Source organism: Vibrio caribbeanicus ATCC BAA-2122, from assembly GCF_000165125.1.
In the GTDB taxonomy this organism is placed as follows: domain Bacteria; phylum Pseudomonadota; class Gammaproteobacteria; order Enterobacterales; family Vibrionaceae; genus Vibrio; species Vibrio caribbeanicus.
Genome location: NZ_AEIU01000052.1, coordinates 41,961 through 58,248, shown reverse-complemented (window position 1 = coordinate 58,248; position 16,288 = coordinate 41,961). Strand labels below are relative to the sequence as shown.

Below are 16,288 nucleotides of genomic sequence, written 5' to 3'. Positions count from 1 at the left end.
TTTTGTCTTCACCAAAGTGGGAGAAAATAGCCACTTCATTGACTGCAAGTCGTTTATACCTTTTCCACAATTTGATAGCTGCGCTTCACATTGACTGTCACTCTACCCCAATCGGATACCTTAACTCTTTGTTGGTGCGCTTCAAACGCAGCTTTGTCGACAAATTCTTCATATACATCGAAGCGAGTTGGACGAGTGTTACACTGCGTTACCTCAAAAACTAAACAGCCGACTTCACGCTGAGTTAGCTCAATGTGAGTAACTAAAGCTTTTTTAACCTGATTCAGTTCATGTTCCGGTACATCAATAAAGCCCGATAGAGTAATCTTACCCATTTATCCCTCTATAGATTCAATACTTATCAATACGATCTTTTAATTTAGATAACATATCAAGAGACGAACTATTTAACGATAAAATTAACGCTTTAGCACACTCCCAAATATACAGTTTTCTTGAAATTACTTGAGTATAAATCACATTCAAGACTTTGCTTGTATCGCTAACCACTCAATAAAGCGCTTAACTTTTTGACTGTGCCTCTCCGGCAACGTCGCGACATAGTATTTCTGCTTACAAACCACTTGTGACTCTGGAAAAGGCGTGATTAGTTCACCAGATTGAAGGCGATCTTTTATCAAACTGATTCGCCCCATAGCAACACCAGCATGATTAATAGCAGCGATCATCGCTAAGTCCGAACGATCAAAACCTATGCTAGAAATATTTGATATATTCTCAACTTGATTGGCTTTCGCCCATTCCTGCCACTCATCCCCATTTGAGTCATAATCCCATGCCTGATTATCATGCAGTAATGTGGTTCTGTTTAGGTTTTCGATTGAGTTGATCAGACAATACTTTTCGGCGTACTCGTTGGTGCAAACAGGTATGATCGTCTCGGAGAATATTTCTTTACACAAAAGCGTATCGGGCATGTGATCATCGAAATATATCGCTACATCAATACCGTAGCCTTGAAAGTTTATATTCTCATTTCCTGTTAATAATTTCAGTTCGATAGATGGATAGCACGCTTTGAAAGAACCTATTCTCGGTACCAACCAATATTGAGCAAAAGATGGACGAGCGTATACAGTAAGTGAACCAGACACATCACCACTTCTTACATCGAGAATTTCTTGATTGAGTTGATTCAATGTTCTTTTTAAAGACTGATAGATGCGCTTACCTTCTTCGGTCAGCAGAATTTTTCTATGAGTACGGTCAAAAAGCTTAATACCAATTTCTTGCTCAAGCTTGTTAATTCGATGAGATATTGCACTGGGCGTAAGGGACAGTTCCTCAGCAGCCAAAGAAAAGGAGCAGTGCCTTGCTGCAACCTCAAATGTGTGTAGTTTAGATAGCTGAAAACTATTAAGTCGGCTATGTTTGGTAAAAATATTCTCTTTGGTGTACATAATAACTCTGTTTGTTTAGGCACAGTCCGGCGTTTATACAGCTTATAGCCAATAGACTTTAGTCAGCATAAATCATAAGGCATGTTATGAAATTAATGCACACATTAAGTATTTTTTATTGAAAAACTCGAACAGTTCACGCCTTTGTTTAAATCTAGCTCATGTGAAAATGATAATTTATCATTTGTCAGTATGACTACTTTTATCGCATCATTCTTAGCAGGTTCTTCCTCGCTTTCATTAAATAACAATAAGGTACTATGATGACGACTAACATTGATCAACTTATCGAGCGTTACCCGCTGGTAAAAGATCTTACCGAGCTCAAAGAATGTGCTTGGTTTAATCCATCAATTACTAATCTAAAACACGCTTTGCCTTATGTTAGAATGGACTCCAAAGATATTTTGGACGCCAGTCAACGACTAAGTAGATTCGCTTCTTATCTTGTCCAAGCATTTCCTGAAACAGCCAAAACAAATGGAATTATAGAATCTGACCTAGTTGAAATTGCTAGTATGAAAGCCCTTGTTGGACATGAAAACGGCACCAAGATATCAGGTCGATTATTGCTTAAAAAAGACAGTCACTTACCCATTTCTGGTTCTATAAAAGCACGGGGTGGGATTTATGAAGTGCTGACACATGCTGAAAGACTTGCCATGGAAGCGGGCCTACTGACGGAATCAGATGACTACAGCAAATTATTTGATCAAAAATTTCGCGATTTCTTTAAACAGTACAGCATTGCCGTCGGATCTACTGGAAATCTGGGTATGTCCATTGGGATAATGAGTGCTAAGTTGGGTTTCTCTGTTTCTGTTCACATGTCAGCAGATGCAAGGGAGTGGAAGAAAAATACACTTCGTTCTCACGGAGTCAATGTAATTGAATATCAGCAAGACTACGGTGTTGCTGTGGCTCAGGGGCGTAAAGAAGCCCAAAATGATCCAAGGTGCTTTTTTATTGATGACGAAAACTCACCAACCTTATTCTTAGGTTACTCCGTCGCTGGTGAGCGCCTAAGAAAGCAATTTGATGAAAAAGGAATTTTGGTTGATGCCCATCATCCCCTATTCGTTTATCTACCATGTGGTGTTGGCGGGGGCCCCGGAGGTGTTGCATTCGGCCTTAAAATGGCTTTTGGTGACCATGTTCACTGTATTTTTGCTGAGCCAACACACTCTCCATCGATGATGCTTGGTGTCTATACCGGCCTGCACGACAACATAAGTGTTCAGGATATTGGTATCGACAACATTACCGCAGCGGACGGTTTAGCAGTGGGCAGAGCATCTGGCTTTGTTGGTCGAGCGATGGAAAGGTTAATAGATGGTTATTTTACCATCACTGACAAACGCATGTTTCGATTATTAGGTCAGCTCAACCAATATGAAGATATCCAGCTTGAACCCTCTGCACTCGCTGGTATGTTAGGGCCTATCGTGGTAACCAATGCTAGCGATTACAGAGAACGAATGCAGTTCGACGATACCGTCATGAGCCGTGCGACTCATCTTGTTTGGGCAACAGGTGGCGGCATGGTACCTGAGGCTGAAATGTCTTCTTATCTGGAAAGCTCCGGAATCTAATGATCAAGTTGCCAGTGAAATACCTTCTGTTCAATGATATACCCAAGTGACCTCAAGATGCTAGGTTCAGCGAGAATGGATTGCTTGACAGGCAAGGCAACGATTTGAAAATCTAGTCATCTAAATTGAAAATCGGTAACGAAGCATGTAAAGCAAGACAACTCGCCCTTTGGGAGCGTGCCACAGTGCCGATTTCATCGTCAAACAACTTGGTAAGAGTCGACTATTACGCTGCGTTATTTTCCTTGAACTCAACACTGTGGCAACGCTCTGAATCCTGCATTTTGAAGTCACTTGGGTATATACCGATTTACTCATAATTTCCGCTTTAGTGGATGTCTCCTATACAAAACCAAACATAAAGATAATAGAAGCACAGATACAATCATGGGCACTACCGTTTTAGTATTCAATTCACTGGCCATCGTCAAGTGATAATCGTGAATCTTAAAATAAACAAGGTGTACAAGGAGAAAAAGTAAGTTATAAATTGCATGTGTGGCTATCGAGCCTACCAACCCAAACTTTTGATAGATAAAACTTAGCCCAATGGAGGCTAAAAAAGGAATTAAAAAAACGTTATGATAAAGACCAAATATAACACTGGACACAACAGAAGATAATAAGAAACCATGATTTATTATAAGCAACTGGAAAATAACTCGACGAAAGAAAACTTCCTCACAAATCGGCACTAAAACACAAAATAAAAGAATGCTCTCACCAAGCGATACCCAATCTACATCACCATCGCTGGTAGGAATGACCGTTGTTAATTCAGAGTAAAGAAGTTTAAAGTGGTCATTAAAAAAGTAAAAGCAAACAGATTCATAGGCGATGTTAAAAAATAATAAAAAGGACAAAAAGCCAAATGAAATTACAAAGAATGAGTAAAAACTGAACTGTTTTCCTTTGTTTTTTTCTATCTTAACAAAAAAAAAGGAAGCGATAGAGATAACAAAAAATAATGTTATTTGTATCATGAAATAAGCACCATCCATTATTTTTGGTGAACTAGATGAAAGATATTTCATTACAACTTCCAAACTAATAAAGTGAGGAAGAAAGAAACCAATTATCCCTAGAAAAATTACTTGAAGAATTGACATTAATTATTAAACCCAAGTTTGAAATATAGCTTAAATAAACTGTATAAATTTTATAATATAGAAATAAACATGCCATTTTTTGCTTGTAAATTCAATAGAAAATTAAGTGATATATTACCAATGGGATTGTAAATAAATAAAATTGGGAAAGATGAACCAAGCACTTTGCTGACATTATTGTATATATTTTTAATTATTTAAAATATAATAGAGAGCGGAAATCAGGGAGAATATCACTCCAACGTCAAATAACCTGAGATATATACTCAAGTGACGTCAAAATGCACGCTCCCAAAGGGCGAGTTGTCTTGCTGAATCTTACATCTTGAGGTTACTTAGGTATAGAAAAGAGGCTCTCAAAATTAGAACCTCTAATGTCATATCTAAAAACACCTATAGGGAAATCTTCTTGATCATCCCCCCTTCGGCATGACCTGGAATATTGCAGGCAAATTCGACCTTATTCTCTCCATGAAAATGCCAAAGAAGTTGCCTTGCCTTGCCTGGTTCAACGGTGACAACACTGCCAGAATCATGTGCATGGTGAGCCATACCCTTCATCATTTCTCTGTGCTTTAGTTGTTCAGCTTCTGAACCAATGGCGAATTCATGCTCCAATTTACCTATGTTCATGACGACAAATTGAACCACGTCATTAGGTTCAATCTTGACCTCTTGCTTAAATTTGATGGTCATATCATCACTTAACAATACATGAACCACTTTGTCTGGCTTTGCCCCTACTGCAGGCATCCCAACTGCAGACATGCCCTCCATGTTCATCATGGAGTGATCCTTCTTGCTATGATCCATTTCTCCATGATTCATTTTTGAATGACTTATCTCTGCCCACACAGATACTGTCGGGGCCAACAGTAACATTACGAAAAGTATCTTTTTCATAGTTTGCTCCTTACTCATTTATATAAATATCAAGGGCTAAAAATCCCTTCAGCTCAAAGACCAGTCGCGCTCTCAAGTCTTGTACGTTTGTTGAATTTCATGCGTTTTCCAAAGATAAAAATGTAGATATAGCTCAACCCACACTGAGTGTAGATTTGAGTGCTGGCAATAATTGTTATTGAATTAAGCGGAAGGTGGGCGCAGTAAGCTTTGTATACATGATACTTTATTACCGATCTTTATGGGCTTATGCAGAGCTAAGGTAGGAGCTAAAATACTTGGTGAATCGGCGGCTTGTATTGGGTAAGAGACAGTTGTACATACAGAAGCGCAGCAGCTATCAAAACTGAGGCTATCACAATGACTACCGTCCCTCTCCAACTGACTAGCTAGCGGAGATAAGAACTTATCAGAATGACAATCCATTTGCTGACTGTTGCTATTAGCGGATGCAGTTGTATCAAGATGATCTGAAGAAGTGTGGTTGTGGTGAGAACTTACCACCTTAGAGTTAGCATGAGGCGTGCTATTGATCACCATCATCGGCGCACTCGACACAAAGCTTGACATCAACATCGCAAAGATACTGAAGAGAGTAACCCATGTGTTTTTAAAAGAGTGATTCATAACATACCTTTACAAAGTAACACTGGAAGTGTAGACCTTGCCCCTGGGTTAAGGTCAATACTTTTTAAACTCAACTACCTCATATGCAATTATATTCTTAAACGCAACACAGCTTATCACTTACGATGAAAAACACCGATTTTCTTATTTCTCTATTATTTTCAAGTTTTATCAAAGGCGCGCTGCTAAAAGGTGTGTGTCCTGAACAGTAAAACTAATCAACATGCCCATCAGAACCAGATACCGTCTTTAACTTTTTTTTATGCCCCAACCAGCCAATTTTTTCGGCCACTTTGATAAGCAGAGGCATAACCAGTACCAATCCAGAGATAAGGATAATGGTAAGCGTTAGCGGCCGTTCCCATAGGAAGGAGAGGCTTCCATCTGAGATGATCAACGCTCTGCTAAGGTTATTCTCCATAATGCCGCCAAGAATGAAACCTAGTAACATCGGTGCCATCGGAAAATCCAGTAGCCTCAGAAATATCGCAATCACAGTAATGATCACCATCATATGAATATCAAAGGTATTGAAACTCACCAGATATACACCAGTTATTGAGAAAAACAGGATTAGAGGAGTGAGAATAGGCCTTGGTATAATCAATAACCGTGATATATAGGGAATCAGTGGCAAATTAAGAATCAAAAGAACCAGGTTGCCGAAATACATCGAAATGATGACTGACCAAAATACATCTGGGTTATCAACAAACAAACGAGGTCCAGGCTGTATCCCATAGGCAATCAATGCACCAAGCATTATTGCTGTTGTCCCTGAACCGGGAATACCTAAAGTCAATAGTGGGACAAATGAGCCTGTTGAAGCTGCATTGTTGGCGGTTTCAGGTGCAGCTAGACCACGAAGCGCTCCTCGACCAAACTGTTTTTTTAAGTGCTTGGGCGCCAGGTTTCTTTCCAAACCATAAGCAAGAAAAGAGGCAATGGTTGCACCTGCTCCCGGTAAGACTCCAACAATAAAACCAAAAATAGATGATCGAGCGACAGTTGGGGCGACCTCTTTGATCTCCGCTTTGGTCAATGTCATGCTACCAAGCTCCGCCATGTCCATATCCGCTTCTGGTTCTTTATATTGACCCTTTAGCACCGTCATAATGACTTCGGCAAGTGCAAAGGTTGCCATCGCCAGTAGAAGAAAACTTATCCCATCAACCAAGTCTAGGTTATTGAAGGTGAATCGTGGCGCTCCCGAGATCACATCAGTACCTATTGTTGCTATCATTAAACCAAATACTGTCATGCTCATAGCTTTGAGCACTTTTCCTTCACCAGAGAATGCAGATACAGCCGTGAGTCCAAGCACCATCAATGCAAAGTAATCACTCGACTGAAAACTAAGAGAAACAGATGCCAAGGCAGGAGCGGCGACCAACAACACTAATGCCCCTATCGTTCCACCAGTAAACGAACTATAGGCTGCCAACGCAAGTGCTTTCCCAGCATGTCGCCCCTGTGCCATTGGATAACCGTCAAAAGCAGTGACTACCGTACTTGCACAACCGGGGGCATTGATCAGAATCGACGAGGTTGAACCACCAAAAACCGCACCGTAGTAAACGCCCGCCATCAAAATGATACCTGAAGCGGGGTCAAGACTGTAAGTAATTGGGATCATGAGAGCGACCGCTGAAATTGGCCCGAGCCCAGGAAGCATTCCAATAAAAGTGCCTGCGAAACAGCCTAAAACGACCATCATAATATTGAAGGGCATAATGGCGGTAGTCAGGCCCGTTGTAATTCCATCCCACATAATTTAGCTCCCAAAGCCACTTAATAATCGTCCTGGTGCCAGATAAATATCCAGCAGTTTTACCAACACAACCCAGATGCCAATAGCAAAAGGGACAGAAGCGAGGATCAACGTTTTTATCTCTCGTTCACCAAGCAGCCAGTACCCAATCATTAAAAATAAAATCGTTGCTAACGTAAAACCAATCCACTCCAAGGCCAGAGCAAAGAGCACGATGTTTGCTAAAAGCTTCGCCACTAATAAAAAATCTAGCCCGACAACATCGAAGCTCTTTCCGACCGACCCTTTTGCGGTCGCCAACATCGCTATACCAAGAATTCCGCCAAGGTAAGACAGCGCGATGGGCAATGTCTGAGCATGAAACGGTTCAAACTCATCACCGGGAAGCATAGGTATACGCTGGGCGTAATAACCGTATGTGACCGACAAAACTAAAAAAATAGATCCGCCAATGTGGTCTCTACTAATAGACATTGCGCCCTCCTTGCTCCATTCCATCCATGAGCAACTACCCTCTACATCTAATTGAAAATAAGAAAGGCCTCGGATCAAACAGTAGAGCCGAGGTTATTGACTACAAGAAACCAAGCTCTTTCATGAGTGAACCAACTTCTTTTTCCTGCACCTCAAGAAATGATACAAACTCATCACCGGGCTTGTAGATTTCAGTCCAACCATTACGGTCACGTACGGTCTTCCAGGCCTCAGTGTCATACATCTTTTTAAGGATCTCTTGATACTCTTTTGCTTGAGCATCTGACACACCCGGAGCAGCAAAAAAACCACGCCAATTCACAAAGGACGTCTCGTAACCAAGTTCTTTTAGTGTTGGAACATCGGGAGCTGAAGGTGAGCGTTTATCTCCTGTCATTGCAAGAATTCTTACTTCACCTGCATTTTTTAACGCCAGTGCTTCACTGAATCCCGTCGAAAGAAGATGCGCTTCGCCTGATAGGATTCCCGCCATAGCTTTACCACCAGCGTCATAAGCCACGTATTTGACCCTTTTAGGCTCTCCGCCCGCAGCTTTGAACGCCATAGCAGCGACAAGATGGTCCATACTTCCCCGTGCTGATCCACCTGCTACCGCAATCGATCTTGGGTTTTTGTTGTAATCGGCAACCACCTGAGTAAAGCTGGTATATTTAGAATTAGCAGGGACAACAAAAGCTGCATAATCACCAATAATGGCAGCAATAGGGGTCAAATCTCTGAACGACTGAGGGAAGACTTTAGATAGAGACCGAATAACAATCGGAGTAGAGTTGACCATCAAGGTATTTTGGGCTTGTTCTGCGGTTTCAATCAGGTGTGCAATTGCCTTACCGCCACCACCACCGGACATGTTTTCGTATGATACCGTCTCAAGAATGCCAGATTTCGTTAAGGCCTCTCCGGTCCCCCTTGCAGTGCCATCCCACCCGCCGCCTGCTCCACCGGGAATAAGAAAGTGGATACTTTCTGTGCTTGCCTGCACAAAAGGTGAAAAGCCTCCAAGCAACAATGGCCCTGCTATCGATAGAGTCTTGAGGCTGTGTGCCAATACCCTACTTACCTTATCTAAATGCATCATGATTTTGTCCTTTTCGTTTGTGAGTAGATGGTCCTTTCATCATGAGCATTAAACTAAAATAGACTTCTGATATTTCCCATATTTAGAAAATAATATTCTTTAACCATATAAAAGTTATTTTGTTCATATTGTTCACTCCCGTATTTTCAGAAATTCACTTAGGCTATGGTTCAAAGGTGATGTATTTGTTGCCTTGTATCCAGACAATTAAGGAGCTCCAGTGACTAGGGGAATGAACAATAAAAGACAGGCTCATTGGATAGCAGGTATAAGACTCAGAACCAGAATGATTCTGCTACTGGGGATGATGTGTCTGTTGCAGACCTTAGTGATTGGAGTTTTCACGCTTACCTATATCAGCCAATCATTGGATGAGCAAATTGGCCAACGTGCGCTCCATGTTGCGAAGACAATCGCAACAATGCCTACAGTGATAGGTGCAATCGAGCACAATGACAGTGATACCTTACAATCTCTTGCATCGCAGTTAGCGCAAAGAAATGATGCTCTTTTTGTCGTTATTGGTGATAAAAAAGGCATTAGACTGGCCCACCCTACGGCCGCAAAACTAGGCAAACCTATGCACGATGATGAAGGAGATGACAATGTGTCAGCCTTAATTCATGGCAAACCCTATATCCAGAAAGCAGTTGGCAGTCTGGGGCCGTCTGTGCGCGGCAAAGCGCCAGTTTTTGATCCCAAAAGTGAACAAGTTATCGGTATCGTATCCGTTGGTTTTTCTCTTGCAGCAGTTGAAGATATCCTTAACCGCTACCAAGTAACCTTGATGACCGTCATTATGGTCAGTTTTATCGCGAGCGTATTCATCGCTATTGGCTTTGCCAACCACTTTAAAAAAGCCATATTCGGACTTGAGCCAGAGCAGATTGCTCGACTATTTCAGGAAAGAAACGCAACACTAGAATCTGTTCGAGAAGGGATTATAGCTATCAACAATGATGGCGTTATTACCACCTTTAATCAGGCGGCGATCAACACGTTAGGCCTCGACAACAACGTACCTATAAAAGGAAAACACATCTATCACGTACTTCCCGATAGTGAGCTCATGCAAATATTGGATACAGGCAAACCAGATTTTGATAAAGAAGTTTGGTTGAAAGAGAAAAAATTAATAGTCAACAGGTTGCCCGTTATCTCAGACGAAAAGATAGTCGGGGTTGTCTCTAGTTTTCGGAGAAAAGATGAGCTGGATGCGGTTACAAGCAAACTGGCTGAAGTTGAGGCGTATGCTGATTCTCTTCGCAGTCAAGCCCATGAATACTCCAATAAACTACACACCATTGCAGGCTTAATTCAAATCAATGCCTTCGAAGAGGCTTTATCCTATGCAGGCCAGGAATCTCGTAGCCACCAAGCATTGATAAACTTGTTGTTAAAAGCGGTACCAGACCCAATTGTTTCAGGGTGTTTACTCGGAAAGTTCAACCGAGCAAAAGAAATGGGACTTGAGCTTTTCATTGATCCTGACAGCAGTATGCAGGCAATACCTGACTCACTTTCACGGGAAAAGCTAGTATCGATTCTCGGAAATTTGATAGACAACGCCCTTGAAGCGACATTGAATAACCATGGCAAAATGATATCATTGTCAATGACAGATTTAGGTAATGATTTAATCTTCGAAATCGAGGATCAAGGTAAAGGACTCACCGATACAGAACAGTCCAATATGTTTGATAAAGGAGTGAGCAGCAAAGAAGAAGCAGGACACGGATTAGGCCTACATCTTGTTAAACAATTGCTCAATGACCTTTCAGGGTATATCAGTTTCGAGTCTGTCCTAAAAGAAGGAACCCGATGCGTCGTAACCATTCCCAAAATAAGACCAGTTTGACGCAGCGATATACGAGTATTGCTCATTAAACCACTAAATCAAAGATGCTTTGACCATGGATGAGGACAAGTAAACGATGAGTGACATATCGGACAATAGTAAAAAGATCAGCGTCGTTATTGCTGAAGATGATAAGCAAATAGCAGCGATTCAACAGCGTTTTATCGCAAGAATACCAGGATTTGAAGTGGTGGGAGTCGCATATAACCTGAAGGATGCTGAGGAGTTGGTTGATATTCTAAAGCCCGACTTATTGATGCTTGATGTTAGATTTCCATCCAGTACAGGGCTTGATTTACTTCGCCGAATCCGCGCTGAAAATGCAGCAACAGACGTTATTCTAGTTACGGCAGCCAAAGAAGTAGAAACACTGCAGGAAGCAATGCGATGTGGTGTATTTTATTATATTGTAAAACCGCTCATCTTTGAGCATTTGCACGACGTATTGTCTAACTTCATCCGGCATCGAGAAAAAATTAATAACGTCGCGTCCCTTCGCCAAGATGATATCGACAGCTTTTTACCCCACCGTAACAACTCCTCAGATGAACCTATTGTTCACCGCCTTCCAAAAGGTATCGATGCGATTACATTAAAAAAGATCGAATCTGTCTTCAATAACAAAACGGAGAAACTCAGTGCCGAAGAAGTTGGCCACATCATTGGCGCAAGTCGGACTACTGCGCGACGCTATTTGGAGTATATGATCGGTAACGGGCATTTAGAGGCAGAAATAAACTATGGTTCTGTTGGTCGGCCAGAAAGGCGCTATAAAAAGGCCTTAGTTTAATCGCCACCCTTCGTGGCACTTACACCCAATTAAATGGCCACTGAAAGCGTTCCAATGTCTAAAAAAACTTCTAAAAGTGGGACTATAGTTGATAGGACAGTAATTAATGGAGACGCAGATGCGTTGGCTTTTACTTTGTTGGGTCTTTTCGTCCCAAGCTTTTGCGGCTAAGGTATTACTTATTGAAAGCTATCATTCGGAATACCCTTGGGACCAAAGTTATATCCAAGGTTTAACCGCAGCCCTAACCAATACGATAGAGCTGGACACCTTCCAAATGGATACCAAACGTATCCCCAAATCAAGCTATGCGGGAAAAGCGATTCAGGCCTACGCAAAGTATAAAAGCTTCAAACCTGATATCGTTATTCTCGGCGATGATAACGCGCTCTCCTATATGTTACCTATGCTGTTTGATGAACCTATTTCAATTGTTTTTCTCGGGATAAATTCCAACCCTAGGAAGCTATTATCAAAATATCGTGGCCAAGCAAAAGTCACGGGGGTTTTAGAACGCCCGCTTTTTACCAAGTCACTTGTCGAGCTTAGAAAGCTATTCGGCACTCAAGACTTCAAGGTAAAAATCCTCTTTGATTCCGGTATCACGTCGCACATTTCAAAGAACTATATTAAGAAACAATACGCCTTGATTCGAGACAACTTAGGGATAGAGGTTGATATGAAAACCATCACAACTCAACAAGCTTGGCAACGTGAGGTATTAGACGCAAAAAGAGACAGTTTCAAAGTCATTATTGTTGGACTGTATCAAACCCTAGTCGATGAGCGGGGCAACAGTATACCAGCGGAGCAAATTATCCGTTGGACAAACCAACATTCCGAGTTGCCACTTTTTGCTTTTTGGGACTTTGCTGTCGGTAAAAAGAAAGCCGTCGGTGGCGTGGTGTTATCCGGTTATAGCCAAGGAGAACAGGCTGCACGCCTAGTAAACAAAATAATCAGTAGCGGTCACAATCAACCAATCCTTATGGTGACGGGTACTAAAGGCAAAGCAATTTACTCGGAAACAGAGCGAGCTAGATGGAATATAGAAATCCCTCCTCATTGGCAATCTATTGATTAAATCACCACCTTGTAAGAGCCCGTTAAGGACACACAAAATCAACTAGGGCTAGTGTGTGTCCCAAATAGTCATAGAGTTAGCCAGTCTACTTAACAAGGCAACTCTTGGCCAAATGGCCTCATAGTTCTCTGTACACCAGATTCAGTAACAAAGTCATGATCATGACTTATCAGAATATAACCACCACGATATTTGAGCAGCGCCTGTGCTAGGCTAATTTTTGATTCAAGATCAAGGTGGTTATCTGGTTCATCAAGTAGCAGGAATGGTTGCTCGGGCTGATGACTGACAATAAGCATCGCCAATTTCATTTTCTCTCCGCCACTTAACACCCTCCCCAACCGGAAAACACTATCACGGCGAAATCCTATCCCCGCAAGTAAAGTTCTTGCCTCGCTTACCTTAATCCCACGGCACTGTTGCAGCAGATTATCAAGCATCGATAATTCAGATTGAATCATACCAAAGTGTTGATCAAGCATACACAAGGGTGCATTCACTCGACATTCTCCGTGCTTTAGAGACTTTTTTCCTGCTAACATTTTCAATAACGTCGACTTGCCGCATCCATTAGGCCCAGCCAAATGAACCTTTTCATTGGCATAAACTTGTAGCGAAAACACATTGCTATAACCGTAAGCCAACACACCATTGAGAATCGAAAGTATGACTTTACCCGAGCGACAAGCACCATCTTCAAGATAAAGCTTTTGCTCTTTGAGAAGTTCTTTTCTTGCCATTAACGCCTGATGTTTATCATCCAGCTTCATTTGTCTGTGTTGCTGGTTTTTGTTGCGTTTTGAAGCGCTCGCTTCTGCTTGGTTTTTTGCACCATCAAGAATCATCTTTGCTTGACTACCCTCTTTCCGCAACCTATTGCCTTGAGCAGCTCTTTGCTCTGCTTTTTCTCGATTACACTGAATTTGAGACCGCAAGTGTTTTCTCTGTTTATCAAAGCTGATGAGTTGGCGTTCTACCGCTTGTATTTCCGCGTGTTTACGCTGATGGTAAATATCATAGTTTCCACCAAACACTTGCAATCCAAGTTCAGAGATTTCCCAAATCTCTTCCATTTCACGCAATAATGTCCGATCATGACTGATCAGAAAAATCGCGCCCTTAAATTCACACATTGACCCCAACAACCATTCTTTCGCCCCAACATCAAGGTGGTTCGAGGGTTCGTCAAGGAACAGCAACTCAGCATCACTCTCAAACATATTCCATAATTGCAATCGAGCAAGTTGCCCCCCACTGAGCTGAGCACAAGGAAAGTCGGCTTGTTGCGGTAGACCAAGTGCTTTCAATTGCTGATTGAGTTGCTTAGATAAAGTCCATTGATCACCAATAACATCAAAGCAATACTGTGAACAATCCCCAGCTTCAACACGCTTTAAAGCCTCAAGCACGTCGTGCTTCCCCAAAAATTGTGACAGAGAAAGAGGCATAGCAAGCAAATCAGAGGCTTGCTGACGGTACGCCAATACAGATTTTGCTTGGGTCACTGTTCCGCTTGATGGTGTTTTCTCGCCACTTAAGATTGACGCAAGGATCGATTTTCCTGCGCCGTTACGCCCCACGAGTCCAACGCGGCGCTGTGTCATTGAGCAGGATAAGTTATCGAACAGCTTCTCGCCGTTTTCAAACTGATAACTAATATTGTGAGCTTGTAATATTGGCATAATACGCCTCCGGTATGGCGAGGGCGCACACGACAGCTCGTTATTGATGACAATTAAATTAATTCAAACAAACGATATTGAATAAACGACAGAAGTCTAAAAGGAATATCTGAAATTGAGCTACGCACACTAACCCTGTAAATCCAAAAAATGAAGTAATAAGTGGATAACAGGTTTAATTATTCATGTTTGCGTAGGACCTCGATTGAAGATTTGACAAACCAGAGGTTAATCCAGTCACGCTGGTTAAGTCAAGGAAGGAATTCTAAGTAAGGTAAAACAACCTTTTACTTCGTAGTCGGCAATGAATCATTACATCAGTTGTTCAGCAAACTGCTCCAGCGCGAGAGTAATTTCAGACTCAGTCAATGCGCCAAAGCCAAACCGTACATGCGTAGGGAATATCGACTCTGCACTAGTGAACAATTTACTGCCTGACAAAACCGGCAAGTGTGACAAAAGGTGCTCTGAATTATTACTACCAGCGGCTATCAATAATTGCGAAATATCGATCCAAAGTGCTAGCCCCCCCGGCGGCAGACAAAACGAAACTTTATCGCTGAAAATACGCTGTAATTCACTCGCAGCGTGGTCTCGGCGAACTTGGTATATCTTGCGAACTTTGCGTATGTGTTTTTTGACATCCCCCGATTGCATCAGATCCGCGACAGCGAGCTCAGTCACCGTACTACCTTGTCTATCAATCAGAGTAATTTCCTCAGCAATACGGTTGATAAATACCGAATTTGCCACCACGTATCCAAGCCTCAAACCTGGGACAAAAACCTTTGATAACGACCCGATATGAACCACGTTTTCACTATTTGGAAGACTGGCTAGCGGTGGAATGGGTCGACTCTCATAATGAAATTCATGATCGTAATCGTCTTCCAATACGGCAAATCCGTGAATTTTAGAAAGCTGCAAGAGTTTAAGACGCCTGTCCATAGATAGACTAACTGTCGTTGGATACTGATGATGTGGTGTTGTATAGACACCTGCCACCTGGTAGCAAGACAGGATCTTTTCCAAATCTTCTACATCCAGCCCTCTCTCATCTTGTCGACATCGAACCACGTTAAATCCATTGGATTCAAATGCAGAAACTGCTGGCGAATAAGAGAGACACTCAACCACCAAGACCCCTTTTGCCGGATCCAATACCTTAGATGAGAGATAAATTCCCATTTGACTGCCGCGGACAACGCATATTTGGTCTGTGGTGACATTCATAAATCTATCCATATTAAGCATACGCTGGAGTGACTGACGCAATGCTTCTGTGCCCTTAGGATCACCGTAGCCAAAATAAGGTTGTCTGCTAGTTTGTACTATTGCTCTGCGAAAAGCACGAGACAACAATTCAAATGGAATCAGCCTTGTATCAGGAACACCATCATTAATAGTACTGGACCCCATAATATGATGGGAGGAAAGTAGTTTGGCTTCGAACGAGCATCCTGCCGAGGGAGCTCCTTGTGCGCGGCCCACTAATTCTTGGTTCTCACATGACAAAGACAGCTCAGGCAACATGTCCGCTACATATGTGCCTTGGCGTGGTTTAGAAACCAACCAACCTTGTGACTCGAGTTCCTCATACACCTGCTGAACTGTTTTACGGTTAATCCCTAATTGGAGTGCCAACGACCTAGAGCCGGGCATCATATGACCGGGAGCTAAACGCCCAGAACAAATGTCCTCTGCTATCTGATTACTCAGCGTTGTATAAATAGACTCTCCATTTTTACGCGAGAGCCAAATTTTAGTCTGCCAAGGACGTAACACACACACCTCCATCTGGACCAGTAAAGAAAGATAATCTGGCTGTTATTAAGGGTCCAGAAAAAACATATTATGAGAGTGAAATTTAGGAGACGC

Annotated in this window: 15 protein-coding genes; 5 read left to right on the top strand and 10 right to left on the bottom strand. The window is 42.1% G+C overall.

The genetic code is table 11. The features are described from left to right. Positions 1 to 53: 53 nt before the first annotated feature. Both RH40_RS04985 and dsdC read right to left on the bottom strand, forming a co-directional pair. Positions 54 to 335: a putative quinol monooxygenase gene (locus tag RH40_RS04985; protein WP_009600283.1), complete on the bottom strand. Its 282-nt coding sequence runs from the start codon at positions 333 to 335 to the stop codon at positions 54 to 56. A gap of 147 nt (positions 336 to 482) precedes the next feature. Then, complete coding sequence (gene dsdC, locus RH40_RS04980) at positions 483 to 1,421, bottom strand: DNA-binding transcriptional regulator DsdC (RefSeq protein WP_009600282.1); 939 nt, start codon at positions 1,419 to 1,421, stop codon at positions 483 to 485. A 260-nt stretch (positions 1,422 to 1,681) separates the two neighbouring features. Between dsdC and dsdA the strand changes: the two genes are divergently transcribed. Then, complete coding sequence (gene dsdA / locus RH40_RS04975; RefSeq protein WP_039954257.1) at positions 1,682 to 3,013, top strand: D-serine ammonia-lyase; 1,332 nt, start codon at positions 1,682 to 1,684, stop codon at positions 3,011 to 3,013. Between the two features lie 125 nt (positions 3,014 to 3,138). Further along, positions 3,139 to 3,333 carry a hypothetical protein gene (locus RH40_RS20785; RefSeq protein ID WP_158091818.1) on the top strand — a complete coding sequence of 65 codons (195 nt, stop codon included), beginning with the start codon at positions 3,139 to 3,141 and terminating at the stop codon, positions 3,331 to 3,333. Here the strand turns inward: RH40_RS20785 and RH40_RS04970 are convergent. From RH40_RS04970 to RH40_RS04945, 6 genes are all read right to left on the bottom strand, one after another. Further along, positions 3,328 to 4,047: a CPBP family intramembrane glutamic endopeptidase gene (locus RH40_RS04970; RefSeq protein WP_009600280.1), complete on the bottom strand. Its 720-nt coding sequence runs from the start codon at positions 4,045 to 4,047 to the stop codon at positions 3,328 to 3,330. The two genes, RH40_RS20785 and RH40_RS04970, sit on opposite strands and share 6 nt — an antisense overlap. Before the next feature lie 468 nt (positions 4,048 to 4,515). After that, entirely contained in the window at positions 4,516 to 5,025 is a 510-nt protein-coding gene (gene copI, locus RH40_RS04965) for a copper-resistant cuproprotein CopI (protein WP_009600279.1), read from the bottom strand. 183 nt (positions 5,026 to 5,208) lie between these two features. Beyond that, positions 5,209 to 5,652, bottom strand: coding sequence for a hypothetical protein (locus RH40_RS04960; protein ID WP_009600278.1), 444 nt, complete (start codon positions 5,650 to 5,652; stop codon positions 5,209 to 5,211). A gap of 214 nt (positions 5,653 to 5,866) precedes the next feature. After that, positions 5,867 to 7,423 carry a tripartite tricarboxylate transporter permease gene (locus tag RH40_RS04955; RefSeq protein ID WP_009600277.1) on the bottom strand — a complete coding sequence of 519 codons (1,557 nt, stop codon included), beginning with the start codon at positions 7,421 to 7,423 and terminating at the stop codon, positions 5,867 to 5,869. 3 nt (positions 7,424 to 7,426) lie between these two features. Next, positions 7,427 to 7,897, bottom strand: coding sequence for a tripartite tricarboxylate transporter TctB family protein (locus RH40_RS04950; protein WP_009600276.1), 471 nt, complete (start codon positions 7,895 to 7,897; stop codon positions 7,427 to 7,429). Between the two features lie 100 nt (positions 7,898 to 7,997). Beyond that, the gene (locus RH40_RS04945) at positions 7,998 to 8,996 is read right to left on the bottom strand and encodes a tripartite tricarboxylate transporter substrate binding protein (protein WP_009600275.1); all 999 of its coding nucleotides are present in this window, start codon (positions 8,994 to 8,996) and stop codon (positions 7,998 to 8,000) included. A gap of 232 nt (positions 8,997 to 9,228) precedes the next feature. Between RH40_RS04945 and RH40_RS04940 the strand changes: the two genes are divergently transcribed. The 3 genes from RH40_RS04940 (at position 9,229) to RH40_RS04930 (ending at position 12,728) form a co-directional block, all read left to right on the top strand. Continuing rightward, complete coding sequence (locus RH40_RS04940; RefSeq protein ID WP_009600274.1) at positions 9,229 to 10,854, top strand: ATP-binding protein; 1,626 nt, start codon at positions 9,229 to 9,231, stop codon at positions 10,852 to 10,854. Between the two features lie 76 nt (positions 10,855 to 10,930). Then, positions 10,931 to 11,644 (top strand): response regulator, encoded by a 714-nt coding sequence (locus RH40_RS04935; protein ID WP_009600273.1) that lies wholly within the window; start codon positions 10,931 to 10,933, stop codon positions 11,642 to 11,644. 118 nt (positions 11,645 to 11,762) lie between these two features. Continuing rightward, on the top strand, positions 11,763 to 12,728 hold the full coding sequence (locus RH40_RS04930; protein ID WP_009600272.1) for an ABC transporter substrate-binding protein: 966 nt from the start codon (positions 11,763 to 11,765) through the stop codon (positions 12,726 to 12,728). Positions 12,729 to 12,817: 89 nt separating this feature from the next. Here RH40_RS04930 and RH40_RS04925 read toward each other — a convergent pair whose 3' ends face one another. Together RH40_RS04925 and pdxR are read right to left on the bottom strand one after the other, a co-directional pair. Further along, positions 12,818 to 14,410 (bottom strand): ATP-binding cassette domain-containing protein, encoded by a 1,593-nt coding sequence (locus RH40_RS04925; RefSeq protein ID WP_009600271.1) that lies wholly within the window; start codon positions 14,408 to 14,410, stop codon positions 12,818 to 12,820. Positions 14,411 to 14,722: 312 nt separating this feature from the next. After that, positions 14,723 to 16,195, bottom strand: coding sequence for a MocR-like pyridoxine biosynthesis transcription factor PdxR (gene pdxR / locus RH40_RS04920; RefSeq protein WP_009600270.1), 1,473 nt, complete (start codon positions 16,193 to 16,195; stop codon positions 14,723 to 14,725). Positions 16,196 to 16,288: the final 93 nt, after the last annotated feature.

Coding starts and splice junctions, on each gene's coding strand:
- dsdC (WP_009600282.1), bottom strand. CDS start 1,421: ATGTACACCAAAGAGAATATTTTTACCAAACATAGCCGACTTAATAGT.
- RH40_RS04985 (WP_009600283.1), bottom strand. CDS start 335: ATGGGTAAGATTACTCTATCGGGCTTTATTGATGTACCGGAACATGAA.
- RH40_RS04955 (WP_009600277.1), bottom strand. CDS start 7,423: ATGTGGGATGGAATTACAACGGGCCTGACTACCGCCATTATGCCCTTC.
- RH40_RS04925 (WP_009600271.1), bottom strand. CDS start 14,410: ATGCCAATATTACAAGCTCACAATATTAGTTATCAGTTTGAAAACGGC.
- copI (WP_009600279.1), bottom strand. CDS start 5,025: ATGAAAAAGATACTTTTCGTAATGTTACTGTTGGCCCCGACAGTATCT.
- RH40_RS04960 (WP_009600278.1), bottom strand. CDS start 5,652: ATGAATCACTCTTTTAAAAACACATGGGTTACTCTCTTCAGTATCTTT.
- RH40_RS04930 (WP_009600272.1), top strand. CDS start 11,763: ATGCGTTGGCTTTTACTTTGTTGGGTCTTTTCGTCCCAAGCTTTTGCG.
- RH40_RS04940 (WP_009600274.1), top strand. CDS start 9,229: ATGAACAATAAAAGACAGGCTCATTGGATAGCAGGTATAAGACTCAGA.
- RH40_RS04950 (WP_009600276.1), bottom strand. CDS start 7,897: ATGTCTATTAGTAGAGACCACATTGGCGGATCTATTTTTTTAGTTTTG.
- RH40_RS04970 (WP_009600280.1), bottom strand. CDS start 4,047: ATGAAATATCTTTCATCTAGTTCACCAAAAATAATGGATGGTGCTTAT.
- RH40_RS04935 (WP_009600273.1), top strand. CDS start 10,931: ATGAGTGACATATCGGACAATAGTAAAAAGATCAGCGTCGTTATTGCT.
- RH40_RS04945 (WP_009600275.1), bottom strand. CDS start 8,996: ATGATGCATTTAGATAAGGTAAGTAGGGTATTGGCACACAGCCTCAAG.
- dsdA (WP_039954257.1), top strand. CDS start 1,682: ATGATGACGACTAACATTGATCAACTTATCGAGCGTTACCCGCTGGTA.